This is a genomic window from Marinobacter alkalisoli (assembly GCF_045449855.1).
Taxonomy (GTDB): Bacteria; Pseudomonadota; Gammaproteobacteria; order Pseudomonadales; family Oleiphilaceae; genus Marinobacter.
The window spans coordinates 240,994-254,569 of record NZ_JBJJLC010000003.1 but is presented as its reverse complement, the minus strand read 5'-3'; the positions used below and the strand labels follow the sequence as shown (position 1 = coordinate 254,569).

The following is a 13,576-nucleotide window of genomic DNA, read 5'->3' as shown; positions in this document are numbered from 1 at the left end:
TATAGTCAATGGCCATTAAAGAGAAACTCTGGATCCTGACGGCTCAATGTCCGAGCCGTCTGGGTACGGTCGATGCCGTCACCCGCAGTCTGGTCGAAAGTGAAAACTACATCGTGGCGTTGAACTCATTCGACGACAAGGCCACGGAAAGTTTCAGCATTCGCGTGGAGTTCCGGCCGCTGGGGGGCGAAGCCTCTCTGCGGCAATTCCGCGAGATTCTCGAACCCCGTGCAGCGAAGTTCGACATGCAGTGGCAGTTGACCGAACCGGAACACCGGACCCGCGTCGCCATCATGGTCTCGAAATACGACCATTGCCTGAACGACCTTCTTTACCGCTACCGTACCGGCGAACTGGCGATCGATATTCCACTGATCATATCCAATCACCCGGACCTGCAGTCATTAGCGGATTGGCACGGCATTCCCTACTTTCACCTGCCAGTTACCCCGGAAACCAAGCCCGAGCAGGAAGCAAAGGTATGGGAATTGATCAACGAACATCAGTGCGAGTTGGTTGTTCTGGCCCGCTACATGCAGGTGCTTTCGTCAGAGATGGCCGCGCGGCTCGACGGCTGGGCAATCAACATTCACCATTCGCTGTTACCGGGGTTCAAGGGCGCCAAACCCTATCACCAGGCCTGGGCCAAGGGGGTCAAGCTGGTGGGCGCAACGGCACACTACGTGAACGACGATCTGGATGAGGGACCAATCATTACCCAGGGCGTGCAGGCGGTGGATCACAACCACTATCCGGAAGATATGGTGGCGAAAGGCCAGGACGTTGAAAGCCAGACTCTGGCCAAGGCTATACGCTATCACATTGAAAAGCGGGTATTCCTGCACGGCAACCGGACCGTTGTGTTTCCGGACTGAATGGGCGCGGTAATGTTGGACAGAGGAATGGGCTGAAGTGCTTCAGTCCCATTTTCTATAATCCGTCCACACCCCATGGGCTAAGAGCATGTCGGTTACCCATTTCTGGAACACCCGGACCCGTAATGGAAGATGTCGGCGACTCGGATACAACAAGGAAATCGGCATCGAAGGTGCTTCATAGGCGCCCAGTATCTGGACGAGTGTTCCCTCTTCAAGAGCATCCTCAACGTCAAACCTTGGGATCTGAATAATGCCCATGCCCGCCATTGCGCTGGCAATATAAGCTTCCGCGTTATCTACCGTGATGATGCTTCGCATTTTTACGAACCATTCCCGCTCTCCGTCCAGGTATTCCCATTCCGCAGCCAACGCCGGCAAACTTGCCGAGTAATTGACAAGTAGATGTTCAGCCAGATCGCCTAACGACTTTGGCGTTCCGTACTGCGCCAAATACGCCGGACTGGCGCAATTGATGACTTCAATATCCCCCAATTTCCTGCAAACCAGTTCCGAGTCAGGCAGGTGTCCTACTCGAATAACGCAATCCACCCCTTCGGTCAGCATATTGATGATCCGGTCATTCATGCTGAATTCGAGCTGAATTAGAGGATACTGTTTCAGGAATTCAGGCAGGGCCGGGATCACTATTCGACGTCCTATCCGGCTTGGAATATCCACATGTAACCGCCCTTCTGCCCGCTGCGGTTCATGGCGAAACATCGACTCGGCTTCCTCATAGGTCTCAACCAGAGAACGGGCGACCTCAAGGAACTGTAACCCGTCCTGAGTCGGGACAACCTGCCGGGTGGTACGCTGCAGAAGCTGAGCCCCCAACCGATCCTCAAGGGCCTGAATGGTGGTGGAAACGGTCGACCGGGGGATGTTTAACGCTTGGGCCGCTCGCGTGAAATTCCCGCTCTCCATCACCTGAATGAAAATCTGTACCTGGCGAATTCTGTCCATACCGTTCCATTGTTCGATTTTCTCGACATCTGATGTTCTGAATACCTTATTTATTCAGACCCACATACAGACTAGCCTGATTGCGAACTCGGCGGGAAGCCCCGCCTCTCGAATGCAACACAGAAAGGGAGAACGGTCATGTCCAGAAACAGTATTCAAGGCAAAGTGGTTCTGATTGCCGGTGGCGCCAAAAACCTCGGGGGGCTCCTGGCAAGGGATCTCGCCGCCCAGGGAGCAAAGGCCATCGCCATCCACTACAACAGTGACTCAACCAGACCTGCCGCCGAGGAAGTTGCGTCGGAGATTCGGGCCGCGGGGGCGGAAGCCGAGATTTTCCAGCAGGATCTCACCAAAGCAGACAATGTCGAAAAACTGTTTGCAGATACCGAGGCGGCACTGGGCAAGCCAGATATTGCCATCAACACCGTCGGTATGGTCCTGAAGAAGCCCATGGTCGAAATAAGCGAACAGGAATACGACACCATGAGCGCCATAAACGCAAAATCGGCGTTCTTTTTCCTCAAGGAGGCGGGCAAGTCACTCAACGACAATGGGAAGATCTGCACCATCGTGACTTCCCTTCTGGGTGCGTACACGCCCTTCTACTCCGCTTATGCCGGCCTGAAAGCCCCGGTGGAACACTTCACCCGCGCGGCCTCCAAGGAATTTGGTGAACGCGGCATTTCGGTGACTGCCATTGGCCCCGGACCGATGGATACGCCATTCTTCTACCCGGCAGAAAGTGATGAGGCCGTGGCCTTCCACAAAACGGCAGCCGCCCTTTCGCCTTTCTCCAATTCAGGGCTGACGGAAATCGAAGATATCGTCCCTTACGTGCGGTTTATGGTGTCGGAAGGTTGGTGGATGACCGGTCAAACCATTTTGGTCAATGGCGGCTACACTACCAAGTAACCATGCAAGCGAACGGAGGCGGAACCACCGCCTCCGCATTCCTTTGTAACTGTGGAGAGCTCACACAATGCACACCTTTCTTGTCATTCTTGGTGGCTTCGTATTACTGGCACTCACGGTATTTGGTGCCAGAACCACGGACAGAACGTTCAGCGCGGCCCTGCCGCTCTACCTGGTGGTCTGGTTTGTGTTGGCAGCGCTCAATATGGGCGTTGGCATTTATCACGCTGGCTACTCCTTTATGGAGGAGCTCCCCATCTTCATCGTCGTATTCGGCCTGCCCGCAGCCACAGCGGCTATTCTGGCGAGGAAGTTCTAGGGTGCGTTGCCCGGTTCAGAAACTGATATGACACCATTTTTCCTTCATCGGATTGTGCCAACCGAGGCATTGAGAAAACTTGAGAGTGAAGAAACACCCCGTGTAACCAACATGGAGTTGTTCTTCGACCTCGTCTATGTATTTTCCATCATCCAGTTATCCCATTACCTTCTCGCTCACCAGACAGCTATTGGCGCATTGGAAGCGTTCACCCTGTTCGCTGCGGTCTGGTGGTCCTGGAATTACACCGCGTGGGCAACGAACTGGGTCAACCCCGACCACCTGAGCGGCCGCATTCTGATGATTGCGCTGATGGCCTGCGCACTGGCGATGGCGATCGCCATGCCCTCAGCCTTTACCGCCAAAGCCAGTCTGTTCGTCGGCGCTTACGTCGTGATGGCGTTGTTGCGGGCAACCTATATGGCATTGGTGTTTCGCGGAACGCGCATGGCTCGTAACTATGCGCAACTCGGGCTGTGGAGCGCCCTGTCCTCAGTATTCTGGATCGCCGGAGTGATCTTTCCGGAATGCCGCCTGATACTCTGGGTGACCGCCGTGCTGGTGGATTATGCCGCGCCTTACGTTGGCTTCTGGGTGCCAAGGCTGGGGGCAACGCCTATGGGAACCTGGCCCTTGCGCGGCCTTCACCTCCTGGAGCGAAATCAGCAGGTGTTTATTATTGCCCTTGGCGAGTCGATCCTGTTGCTGGGTGGATTACTCACAGAGCAAATACTGACACCGGCCACGGTAGTGGCCGCCGTCCTTGGATTTTTGATGATCGTGTCATTGTGGTGGCTGTATTTCGTGTATGCGGCGGAAACGGGCGAGCGCAGCTTCTCCAGTGCATCCGATCACACACGCCTTGCCCGGTCTGGTCTGGCCTACGCTCACGGGATTATGGTGTGCGGCGCCATTACCATGGCTGTCACCATTGAAGAGATCGTCGCACACCCGATAGCGGCCATGCATTTACCGGCCATCGTCATTGCCATTGCAGGTCCGACATTGTTCTTGATCGGGGGCATGCTCTTTTTCAGGGTGATGGCCCAGAAAATCCCCAGGGCCTATGGTATTGCGACTGCCCTGCTGCTTGCGCTCGGTTACCTGGCGAGCGTTTTGCATCTGTCAGGATTGATGACGGGAGGAGGGATTCTGCTGATCCTGTTGGTGCTTGCGACATTCATGCAGCTTAGGTGTGAAAACGGTAGCTGACCATCTAAAGCCTCAAGAAGTCAGTTGCTCCACAAACTCCGAGGCTTCCTGGCGTGTAAAGAAACGCCCCAATCGAACGAATCCGGAAATAACAGTGGCTTTGAGCTCAACAATATTGCCCGTCAGGTCGCTATTGGTTATCCATTCTTCGGGCAGGCCATCAACCAGATGGAATGGTGCAGGACGACCGTCGCGATATCGGGATATTTCTACCTGGCCGGTATAAGAGTCTTTAAAGGCTGGAACAAAGCGGGCATGGGCGTTATTTTCGCTCAAACCGCCGGTTCCGGCATATTGCTGATTCTCTTTTACCAAAAATGATGGACGTTGTTGGACTAACATCATGCCACCTTCTGGAGCTTAACGTTGCTGTTCTGAACTCCTTACCTGTAAATACATACGATTCCTTTACGCCTTTAACTTAACGCGTCTGAGTTGTATACGAACTATTCAAAACGGATGGGACTGATCCTCTTTTGGCACCAATACCAAAGGAGTAGAACTGAGCCTCTTTGCCCGATCACAGTCCTCAGATTTGGGGCAAAGAGGCGCTGATATCTAACCGACTCGGAAGCTCAGGGACGTACCTCCAGAACAATATTGAACGGAGTTTCAGCAGCCCTTCGTACTTTGCTGAAACCGCCCTCTTTAATAACGGCTGAGAGCTGGCGTTCGCCCGCTTGGGCACCGAGTGCAAAGCCGGTCTGTTGTGCCAGGGCCGTGGGCACACAGATACTGGTTGAGGCGGCGTAGAACAGCCGTCCTACCGGATTAAAGTTATCGCTCAGCTCATCGGCCGCCATGGGTTCCACCACCATCCAGGTGCCATCCAGCTTCAACTGGTTCCTTACATGGGAGGCAGTTCCGATCGGATCCCCCATATCATGCAACGCATCAAAACAGGTCACGAGATCAAAATCACCGCCGTCGAAGTCCGTGGCCGTGGCCTGCTCAAACCGGACACGATCCGGGGCCAAACCATGTTCATCACGATGCGCATTCGCGGAATCGATAGACCCACCGTGAAAGTCGTAGCCAATAAACGTGGAATTCGGGAACGCTGCCGCCATCAATAACGTGGAATGGCCATGACCGCAGCCGAGGTCCGCGACCCGCGCACCGCGCTCCAGTTTTTCGACCACTCCATCCAGCGCAGGAAGCCAATGCTGCACAAGATTATGGACATAGCCCGGCCGGAAGAACTTGGCGACTGCACAGAACATACAGTGGGCCTGATCGCCCCAGGCTACACCCTCACCGGTACGAAAACCCTCGCTCACCCTGGGCTCATTCTCGAAGGTGGTGAAGGCATTTTCGAAGCCCCCGATCATGTAAACCGGGCTGTCCTCGTCTGCGAAGACCATGGCTTGTTCCGGGGGCAACCGGAACCGTTTGGTTGATCTATCGTATTCGAGATAATTCGAGGCTGCGTGATGCGCCAGCCATTCGCGCAGATAACGCTCGGAATAGCCGGTTCGCTCGGCGAGTTCCAACGAGGTTGCAGGCCCCCTGCTCTGTAATTCACGATACAGTCCCAGCCGGTCGCCGATCTTGACCAAAGCGGCGCTGTAGGCACCACCCAGATCACCAAGCACCTGCCCCACAAAGGCATTCAGTTTATCTTCATCAAAGGCTTGCATTGCTTCCATCAGTTTTCTTCCATGTCAGGTAGAGGTTTGAAGTTGTCCCTGAGGACATGCTTATGATGGGAGCGTCGGCATTCTGGCTGAATGATCATTCGTCCAGTGTTATTGACTGAAATACCGGATCTGCGGAACCGACCGCTCACGACGCCAGGCGGCGGGCGATAGGCCTACGGCGCGTTTGAATGAACGGCTAAACGCCTCTTCGGATTCGTAACCCACTTCACCAGCAATGGTGACTATCTTCGCGTTGGTTTCGACCAGCAGATTGGAAGCGACCTGCATCCGCCAGCTTCTGAGGTACTGCATGGGTGGCAGTCCGACTAGCTCCACGAAGCGGTCCTGTAGCGCGGATCGGGAGAGGCCCGCATGGCCGGAAAGCTTTTCCAGCGTCCAGGCGTCAGCCGGGGATTGGTGCATCAACCCCAGAACCCGACCGACATGACGATCACGCAGTCCCGCCAGCCATCCGGTCTGGCTTTCCGGCATTTTGCTGAGGTAAAAACGGACCAAGTCCACAAACATCATTTCGCTCATACGCTCAAGGACCGCTTCACCACCCGGCCTCTTCGAACGCGCCTCTGCTTCAGCCAATCTGGCAAGCTGCCCGGCCCAGTTGCCGTCAGTCAACTCATTGGCACGAGCGTGCATCACTCTTGGCAATGCGGTCAGCAACGGGTTGAATGGCCCCTTGTCGCAACCCAGAAAACCACAGAGCAATGCAGCGCCAGAGGCACTTTCCGGCCATATTGTGGCTGCTGTTGCAGGCCGAGCCCGAAAGTCGTCCTCCTGGCAGAGCATGAACGGCAACCCCGAACACTGTTTCAGTGTGGAAATCAGGTGTTCGAGATCCGGTTCCGCTCGCAGTCCCGGGATACTGGACATCACATGAGGATCGCCGTGGGGGAAGAGGATCACATCCCCTTCTTTCATTTCAAACGGTGCCTCGCCCGTAATACCTGCCCAACAAGATCCCTTTAGCACTACGTGATATTCCATCATGTGTTCGGAAGCCGGCATCACGGCATGGGCGATCAGGTGAGCGGCCGGTGCCTCAGTCACCCAGGCGCCGACACATTCGACGTGGAAAAACAATGCTCCGCGCAAACGGATACAGCGCAGCAGGCCGGAGAGCGTATCTTCATTCATGACGGCTGCACCGGTAGATGAGAGATACTCCGGGTTGCTGTCGCATCCCGGATACTGTTCTGTTTAACCCTATTATTAAAGCCAGAAAATCGCTGAATAACCAGAAGATCGGACGGCGCATCTGGAACCATGAAAGTAAGCTCCTATGTAATTGGCCAAACAGAGAGGGTCTGTATATGCTGAATAAGGGCGTGCGAAAGGAGGAAACACTATGCGTTATATAGCTGCACTACTATTTGGTCTGTTCCTGGCCGGCACTGTGGCAGCTTCGCAGTGTCCCAGTCTCGTAGCCAAGGTGGATTCACAACTGGAGTCTGCCGAACTCGACAGCGCAACCGTCGATAACATCAAGGCCCTCCGTGATCAGGGGCAGACCCTGCACGAGCAAGGCAAACACGATGAGTCAGTTAAGGTCCTCAAAGAGGCTCTTTCGATGTTCCCTGATAAATCCTGAGTGTCTGGTGTTATAGCTGAGCTGTGTACAGTCATCAAGGTGGGAGGGTAACCTCCCACCTTTGCCTTGGGCGATTAGAATCCCAATTCAATCCCCACATTCAGACGGCTCCGATCCCGGAAGCGACCCAGTTGCCCCTCCCTATCACCACTGAAAAGGTCCACGCCTGCGTTAAGTTGCACATTCGTTGTAAGCTGATAATCCGCGCTTAACTGCCACAGGGCGTCCCGATTTTCGAAGCTATAAATCAAAAGCGATTCCAGCTGGACAACCTGGTTCATGAAATCGCGTCGCAGCAGCAATGTGGCGCTTTCTTCCGTGCGCGGAACATCAAGACCTTTATCACGAACCGACTGGAAAAACTGTCCGCTTAACAGTGTGTCCGTCAACCCGCTGTAGTCCAGGCCCAGAACATAACTGAGTTCATCGGTAGACTGGAGGCCATGCACAGATGAAGCGAATTTTCGTTCTGATTCATATCCGGCTTCCAGCCTGAAGGTGTAATCCCCAAAGGCATTGGCGGCCGTTATTCCAAACAGGTGGGAGCGGTTGTAGCTGGCTCTAATCGCCTGCTCCGAAGGATTAACGGTAACGATCGGGTCGTCGATGGTGTGGTACAGATAGTTGAGAGTGAGATCCCACCCCTTCCAGTATCTCCCAAGGCGGGCACCGTAATCGCTCTCGCTGAATGCCTGTGGTCGGTCAACCGTTAGTGTGCCTGCCCCATTGAAGGGGTCATCCAGCAATGCATAGGCGGCTCCCGGTTCCGGCGCCTCGGTGACCGTACTGTCTGGTACCCACACCAACTGCAGGCTCCATGAGTCCAAGGGTATTTCGGCCTGGGCGCTCCAGAGGGGGATGCGTCGGTCTTCCATCTCAGGAAGGATAAACTCACGGTGGTTCAGTGGATTAATAACGTCCAGCACGCGCAGACCATCGGCCTGGCCCCAAACGATCTGCTGTTTACCAATGCGGACAAAGGTGTTGCCCAGGTAGTCATCCACGAACAACTCGCGCAATTCGAGATCCGTGTGGTTGTCAGGGAAGATACGACGATTAATACCTGATCTGAAAGGCTGTGCCGGCCTACCCGGCTCAAGTTTGTCCTCAAGATCCCAGCGTGCAAGAAGCTTGGCGGTCACCTTGGTACCGCCGTCAAATCGAGCCGTTATCTCGGGTTTTATCGCCAACTGGTTTGTCTGCCATTCGCCGGTGTTTACTTCGTAGCCTGAATTCCACTGGCCAATCCCGCTAAAGCCGACGTCTACCGCCCATAGCGCCTGTGACATCAGGGTCATGACCATGAATGCAAAAATCTGGCGCCTCATATCAGTACCCGCGTTTCAATGCGTTCTGTTCGAACAGCCGGGGAGGTACAGCGGCGCCATAATCAGTATTGCTGAACAGTATCCGCGTTTGGTGCCCGGTTTTGTGATTCTTCGCCTCAATCTCTTCGGCAGACCATATGCCATCTATATTGACAATTTTCCGGGTATGGACGGTTTTCAAATGGTTGCCGGCAACATCCCAGTAATCTGACAATCGTGGTATCCAGACTTCGGGGTCGATTCGTAACAGCACCTTGCTGTAACCAAGAACCGAAGCGACTTCCGAAGAAGCGGGCCTGGCTTCGATCACCCAGGTATGACGGCCATCCACCTCCTCTTCGCCCACCAGGGTAAAGTGATAGTCTTCTGCCGAGATCTTGCTCTCTTTCTTGATTTCTTCGTAAGTGAAGTCAGTGCCTAGGAAATAGTCTCCCCTGTCCGATGCCGAAATTCTCCGAACCTTCCGCAACGCAGGAAGGTAAAGCCATTGGTCGTCATCCCGGGCATTATCGGCATAGTCCCATGTCAGAAAGGCAGTCCCTTTGACGTTGGCAGGGCTGGTATAGAAAATGACGGTTTTCTTGGTATCACCGAAATATCTCCGAAACGCCGCCGTTTCCTCGATCCGGGTATTGCCGCGGCGGTCGGTTAACTCGATTCGCATTTCCCGGTAAACGGAATCGCCTTCGTCCCGTGCATTCAGCTGTTGAATAACACTGTCACCGCTTGGTGCCTCTTGTGCGGACGCCAGTTGGGCACCAAACGCCAGTGCAATGAGCACCAATGCAAGTGCAGCGCCTCGCCACTTGCTTTGCTTTTGCCCAAACAGGAAGGCGGGTTTGAAAACCAGGGCAATGGCGGGCAGCAGCACCAGGCTGGAAATGAACGCGATGCCAACGGACATGGCGACTAACAGCCCGAAGTTAACCAGAGGCGGTACCTGGCTGGTCATCAATACGCCAAAACCTAGCCCTACAGCCAGGAAGTTGTACCAAAGTGCACGTCCGGAAAGCTGGAACACTGACTGGATTCGTTGCTGCACCGTTGTGTCGGATTGCATGCTCAATACCTCCTTCAGGCGGTCGAGTGTGTAGATGGCGAAATCGACGCTCAGACCAATGGCGATAGCTGCAAACATGGACGTGCCAACGCCCAGCCAGATGTCCGTCACACCCATCACGGCATAAACAGTCAGGATGGCCAGCCCCACCGGCGTGGCAGCCATGACACCACCAACCAGTGACCGGAAGAGCATGGCCGCCATAACGAGCACGGCAATAAAGGCCGCCATCACACTGTTGAAGTGACTGGCGGCAATGCCTTGTATCCAGTGGTAGTCCACGTTGACACGCCCGCTAACGTTGGCGCTGACGCCAGGTTCCGAGAAGTGCTGTTCAAGGTAGGATTCCAGTCTGGGAATCAGCTCCCTGGACGTGAGATAGGACCCTGTGGAGAGGTTCGCCCGTACCAGGGCAATTCGGCGTTCAGGATCAATTTTGTCCTCGAAATCGGTGGGAGAGGCGGAAGCTGTATACAGCAGGAACAACTGGGCAGTCAGATTTGGGTCATTGGGGATACTGTAGTACTGGTCGTCCCCTTCATTGACTGCTTTGTGCATCTGCTGGATGTAGTCGACTATGGATGTCGAACCATTGATCTCCGGTTGCTGCTCAAGGAAGTGCTGCAGGTTCCGGATGCGGTTCAACACCTCTGGCTCGTACAGTCCGTTGACATCAGAGGTCTCAATCACTACGTCCAGGTAATAGCTTCCATCCATGCTGGCGTTGATGGCTTTGTCGGCTTGATACAAAGGCTCGGACGCCTGGAAATTTTCGATGCGCTCCTCATTGATGACGACCTTGCTGCTTCCAACCACACCGATCGCACCGATCAGGACAGCGACCGCCAGCGTGACCCGTGGCTTTTGCGTGCCCAATACGGAAAGCGTACGGGACAGAAGGCTTGGCGGTGCCATGTTATGGGCAACCTTGATGCGACGGCTTGGCTTCAACTTTAGAAGGCTCAACAGGCAAGGTGTCACCAACAGGCTCAACAGCCACGCTGCTATCACAGAGAGCGCGCCAAACACCCCAAAGTACTGAAGTGGTGGCATATCATTGGTGGGATAGAGCGCCAGAAAGCCTGCGGCGGTGGTTAGCGTCGTCAACGTGACCGGGCGCCAGACCCGCGCCACGGCATGGGCAATCACGCGATGGTGATCCAGTGACGGGTGGCTGGCCATGGTGTCGTAGTATTCTGAGAAAATGTGGATGGAGTCCGCCACAGCGATCCCGATCATGCACACGATCAAGCCATTGGTGATGACGAAAAAAGACACACCGGAAACAGCCATCGCTCCCAAGCCCACAACCACAGTGCCTGCCACCACGAAGTTTGGAACAAGCGCGGCCCTTGGTGTCAGGAATGCAACAATCAGAATCAGGGTAATGATCAGGCCGGCAAGTGGGTTCAGCCGTTTTGCATCCTGGTCGATATAATTGGAAAGATACCCGGCCACGGCTCCCTCACCGGCCACATGAATTTCGTCATTCGCCCCGGTCGGTGCATCTTCTACCAAAGCCATGATTTCGTCATAGGTGGCTTCCGCTTTGGTTTCATCCAGTAGCTCAACAATAAGGAGCGTGGCGGTTCCATCCCGCGCCACCAGGCTTCCCTGAAAGAGCGGGAAGTCACTGACTGCGGCCTGGATCCAATCCGCACGTTGTCCGTCCACCGGACCTTCGCCATAAAAGTCGTCGACCTCCATGCCATCCTCGGTACCACGAATATTGGACTCGGTGGACAGGCTGGTAATCCGGTCAGGATCCACATTGGGCACCTGCTCAACTCGCTCCGTCAGCCATTTCACGAGATCAAGGCTTTGGGGGTTGAAGATCCCGGACTCACCGTCATTCATAACCGCAATGACGATGGGATCCCGAAGGTTGAAAATATCTTCGACTTTTTCCCGATAAACGAGCGCTGGCTCGTCAGGGCTGATGAAGGCGTCAGCCTGGGTGTTTTTCGTCAATTTCCCGAGTTGGCTGCCAAAGCCTGCCAGGATCGCTAAGGCGATGCTCAAAACAATCCATCGCCAACGGATAACGGTAAGAAAAAAAGCTTCAGCACGTGCCGATGTCTTACTCATCGTCTTCTCCTGATGTATATACACTATAGATCGCCAATAAAACCACAAAGGAAGCCATCGATGCGCTCCACCACCTCATCGCCTTGCAATATGCGGCGATGTCCCAATGCCCTGGTTTCCAATAAATGGCATGTCGGAAAACGCTGATGTAACTGCAACGCCTCGGAAAACGGAATTTCCTTGTCTTCCAGGTCATGAACGATCATGACAGGTTGGGTGATACGCTCAGCCAGACCAGTCATATCAAGGTCACTGATTGCTATCCCGACATGGGATTCAACCGATGTCAGAAAGCGTTTTTCGGCTAATGCACCCAGCCCGAGAAATGCCGAGAATCGAGTCAGGATACCGTGGAAACGAGCGGGACCCGAGATTAGGACCAAGCGCTCTATTGAACGATCATGTGCCTGCACGTAGCAAAGCACCCCGGCCCCCATCGAATGCCCAATGGCTGCATGTACAGGCTCACCAATGAAGGCCAATGCGGCCCGGACTGCCTCGATAAACTTGCCTGGGTGAGATTCCGGAGCCGTGGACATCCCATGGCCGGGCGGATGTACGGCATAGAACGTAAACAGTGACCGGTCTAACCGGCCCAGCAGGGGGGCGAATTGTGATACACGCCCTTCCCACCCATGAACAAACAGCACCTTTAACGGGCCGCCCTGCCATATCGACAAGTGTGTTTCATTACCCAGCGCCAATTCCCGGTCTGGCTCGGGCATGTCGAGTTCCCAGCTCTTCGGGGTACCTTTGCGGGGACTCATCATTAACTTACGTGCAACATTGGATGCCTGGGTCGGAACCAGGCGACTAAATCCGCCAAACCCTACCCTGAACATTTTCTCCGCCATACTCATCGTTTTCACCTCAGCTTCACGCGACCGATTTCTGACTATAGTGCATATACACTATGCAACCTGAAACCGAATCGCAAGCACTTTTCCACCCCTATCCTATTTGTCGCGGGATCTCTTTCGTCGTTGGCAGGCAGTCAATGCAGACTGCCGGTAAAGATCAAAGGTTTGATTTCAGGGAGGCGCTGAAGCCCTGCAGCTTTTCGACAACACTGGACCACTCTTCCGTTCCCGCCATGTCGACAAATGCCTGATGCGCTTCATTCCACTTCACGGAGGCTTCTTTATAAACCCGTTTTCCCTCTTGTGTCAGGCTCAGTTCCAGAGAGCGATTGTGTCCGCTTGAGCGGGTCTGCAATAAGCCTTTATCAATCATCTTGTCCACCGTCCGCTGTAGAGACGTGCGTTCCATGCCCAGAGTCTCAGCCAGATGGTGTATCGAGTCTGGCGTGAATAGCGTAATAGCATTCATGATCGTAAACTGGGTGACCATCAAACCGGTCGGACGAAGATAGGCGTTGTAATGGCGGGTAACCAGACGTGAAAACACCCTGGAGTGTAAAGCCGCACACTGTTGTGCGATGGCCATTGGATCAGGTGTATCGATTGCCTGTTCGCCTGTTGAGCTCATACCTACCCCTTGCCCCTCGGTTTGCGTCGTTTAAAACGGCCAATGCTGCATATACACTATATTGTCGTGACTAACCCTGTGT

The 13,576-nt window shown here is 54.4% G+C and carries 13 protein-coding genes; 5 read left to right on the top strand and 8 right to left on the bottom strand.

The window, feature by feature from the left end; genetic code table 11:
• Nucleotides 1-8: 8 nt before the first annotated feature.
• Complete coding sequence (purU, locus tag ACJO5Y_RS01310) at nt 9-875, top strand: formyltetrahydrofolate deformylase (RefSeq protein ID WP_406984451.1); 867 nt, start codon at nt 9-11, stop codon at nt 873-875.
• A gap of 42 nt (nt 876-917) precedes the next feature.
• Here the strand turns inward: purU and ACJO5Y_RS01305 are convergent, their stop codons facing one another.
• Nucleotides 918-1,841, bottom strand: coding sequence for a LysR family transcriptional regulator (locus tag ACJO5Y_RS01305; protein WP_406984449.1), 924 nt, complete (start codon nt 1,839-1,841; stop codon nt 918-920).
• Between the two features lie 138 nt (nt 1,842-1,979).
• On the opposite strand from ACJO5Y_RS01305, the gene ACJO5Y_RS01300 reads away from it, so the two are divergent.
• From ACJO5Y_RS01300 to ACJO5Y_RS01290, 3 genes are all read left to right on the top strand, one after another.
• Entirely contained in the window at nt 1,980-2,753 is a 774-nt protein-coding gene (locus ACJO5Y_RS01300; protein ID WP_406984448.1) for an SDR family oxidoreductase, read from the top strand.
• Nucleotides 2,754-2,820: 67 nt separating this feature from the next.
• Nucleotides 2,821-3,072 (top strand): hypothetical protein, encoded by a 252-nt coding sequence (locus tag ACJO5Y_RS01295; protein ID WP_406984446.1) that lies wholly within the window; start codon nt 2,821-2,823, stop codon nt 3,070-3,072.
• A 27-nt stretch (nt 3,073-3,099) separates the two neighbouring features.
• Nucleotides 3,100-4,284 carry a low temperature requirement protein A gene (locus ACJO5Y_RS01290; protein ID WP_406984444.1) on the top strand — a complete coding sequence of 395 codons (1,185 nt, stop codon included), beginning with the start codon at nt 3,100-3,102 and terminating at the stop codon, nt 4,282-4,284.
• Nucleotides 4,285-4,296: 12 nt separating this feature from the next.
• Here the strand turns inward: ACJO5Y_RS01290 and ACJO5Y_RS01285 are convergent, their stop codons facing one another.
• From ACJO5Y_RS01285 to ACJO5Y_RS01275, 3 genes are all read right to left on the bottom strand, one after another.
• The gene (locus tag ACJO5Y_RS01285; protein ID WP_406984442.1) at nt 4,297-4,629 is read right to left on the bottom strand and encodes a hypothetical protein; all 333 of its coding nucleotides are present in this window, start codon (nt 4,627-4,629) and stop codon (nt 4,297-4,299) included.
• 230 nt (nt 4,630-4,859) lie between these two features.
• Nucleotides 4,860-5,924: a class I SAM-dependent methyltransferase gene (locus tag ACJO5Y_RS01280; protein WP_406984501.1), complete on the bottom strand. Its 1,065-nt coding sequence runs from the start codon at nt 5,922-5,924 to the stop codon at nt 4,860-4,862.
• A gap of 108 nt (nt 5,925-6,032) precedes the next feature.
• The gene (locus tag ACJO5Y_RS01275) at nt 6,033-7,076 is read right to left on the bottom strand and encodes an AraC family transcriptional regulator (protein WP_406984440.1); all 1,044 of its coding nucleotides are present in this window, start codon (nt 7,074-7,076) and stop codon (nt 6,033-6,035) included.
• Between the two features lie 211 nt (nt 7,077-7,287).
• On the opposite strand from ACJO5Y_RS01275, the gene ACJO5Y_RS01270 reads away from it, so the two are divergent.
• Nucleotides 7,288-7,530 (top strand): tetratricopeptide repeat protein, encoded by a 243-nt coding sequence (locus ACJO5Y_RS01270; RefSeq protein ID WP_406984438.1) that lies wholly within the window; start codon nt 7,288-7,290, stop codon nt 7,528-7,530.
• Between the two features lie 74 nt (nt 7,531-7,604).
• On the opposite strand, the gene ACJO5Y_RS01265 is transcribed toward ACJO5Y_RS01270, so the two are convergent.
• The 4 genes from ACJO5Y_RS01265 to ACJO5Y_RS01250 all read right to left on the bottom strand — a co-directional run bounded on the left by ACJO5Y_RS01265 (nt 7,605) and on the right by ACJO5Y_RS01250 (nt 13,494).
• Nucleotides 7,605-8,858, bottom strand: coding sequence for a DUF1302 family protein (locus tag ACJO5Y_RS01265; protein WP_406984436.1), 1,254 nt, complete (start codon nt 8,856-8,858; stop codon nt 7,605-7,607).
• A 1-nt stretch (nt 8,859) separates the two neighbouring features.
• Nucleotides 8,860-12,006 carry an outer membrane lipoprotein-sorting protein gene (locus tag ACJO5Y_RS01260; protein ID WP_406984434.1) on the bottom strand — a complete coding sequence of 1,049 codons (3,147 nt, stop codon included), beginning with the start codon at nt 12,004-12,006 and terminating at the stop codon, nt 8,860-8,862.
• Between the two features lie 23 nt (nt 12,007-12,029).
• On the bottom strand, nt 12,030-12,866 hold the full coding sequence (locus tag ACJO5Y_RS01255; protein WP_406984433.1) for an alpha/beta fold hydrolase: 837 nt from the start codon (nt 12,864-12,866) through the stop codon (nt 12,030-12,032).
• 157 nt (nt 12,867-13,023) lie between these two features.
• On the bottom strand, nt 13,024-13,494 hold the full coding sequence (locus tag ACJO5Y_RS01250) for a MarR family winged helix-turn-helix transcriptional regulator (RefSeq protein WP_406984432.1): 471 nt from the start codon (nt 13,492-13,494) through the stop codon (nt 13,024-13,026).
• Nucleotides 13,495-13,576 lie beyond the last annotated feature (82 nt).

Coding starts and splice junctions, on each gene's coding strand:
- purU (WP_406984451.1), top strand. CDS start 9: ATGGCCATTAAAGAGAAACTCTGGATCCTGACGGCTCAATGTCCGAGC.
- ACJO5Y_RS01305 (WP_406984449.1), bottom strand. CDS start 1,841: ATGGACAGAATTCGCCAGGTACAGATTTTCATTCAGGTGATGGAGAGC.
- ACJO5Y_RS01300 (WP_406984448.1), top strand. CDS start 1,980: ATGTCCAGAAACAGTATTCAAGGCAAAGTGGTTCTGATTGCCGGTGGC.
- ACJO5Y_RS01295 (WP_406984446.1), top strand. CDS start 2,821: ATGCACACCTTTCTTGTCATTCTTGGTGGCTTCGTATTACTGGCACTC.
- ACJO5Y_RS01290 (WP_406984444.1), top strand. CDS start 3,100: ATGACACCATTTTTCCTTCATCGGATTGTGCCAACCGAGGCATTGAGA.
- ACJO5Y_RS01285 (WP_406984442.1), bottom strand. CDS start 4,629: ATGATGTTAGTCCAACAACGTCCATCATTTTTGGTAAAAGAGAATCAG.
- ACJO5Y_RS01280 (WP_406984501.1), bottom strand. CDS start 5,924: ATGCAAGCCTTTGATGAAGATAAACTGAATGCCTTTGTGGGGCAGGTG.
- ACJO5Y_RS01275 (WP_406984440.1), bottom strand. CDS start 7,076: ATGAATGAAGATACGCTCTCCGGCCTGCTGCGCTGTATCCGTTTGCGC.
- ACJO5Y_RS01270 (WP_406984438.1), top strand. CDS start 7,288: ATGCGTTATATAGCTGCACTACTATTTGGTCTGTTCCTGGCCGGCACT.
- ACJO5Y_RS01265 (WP_406984436.1), bottom strand. CDS start 8,858: ATGAGGCGCCAGATTTTTGCATTCATGGTCATGACCCTGATGTCACAG.
- ACJO5Y_RS01260 (WP_406984434.1), bottom strand. CDS start 12,006: ATGAGTAAGACATCGGCACGTGCTGAAGCTTTTTTTCTTACCGTTATC.
- ACJO5Y_RS01255 (WP_406984433.1), bottom strand. CDS start 12,866: ATGAGTATGGCGGAGAAAATGTTCAGGGTAGGGTTTGGCGGATTTAGT.
- ACJO5Y_RS01250 (WP_406984432.1), bottom strand. CDS start 13,494: ATGAGCTCAACAGGCGAACAGGCAATCGATACACCTGATCCAATGGCC.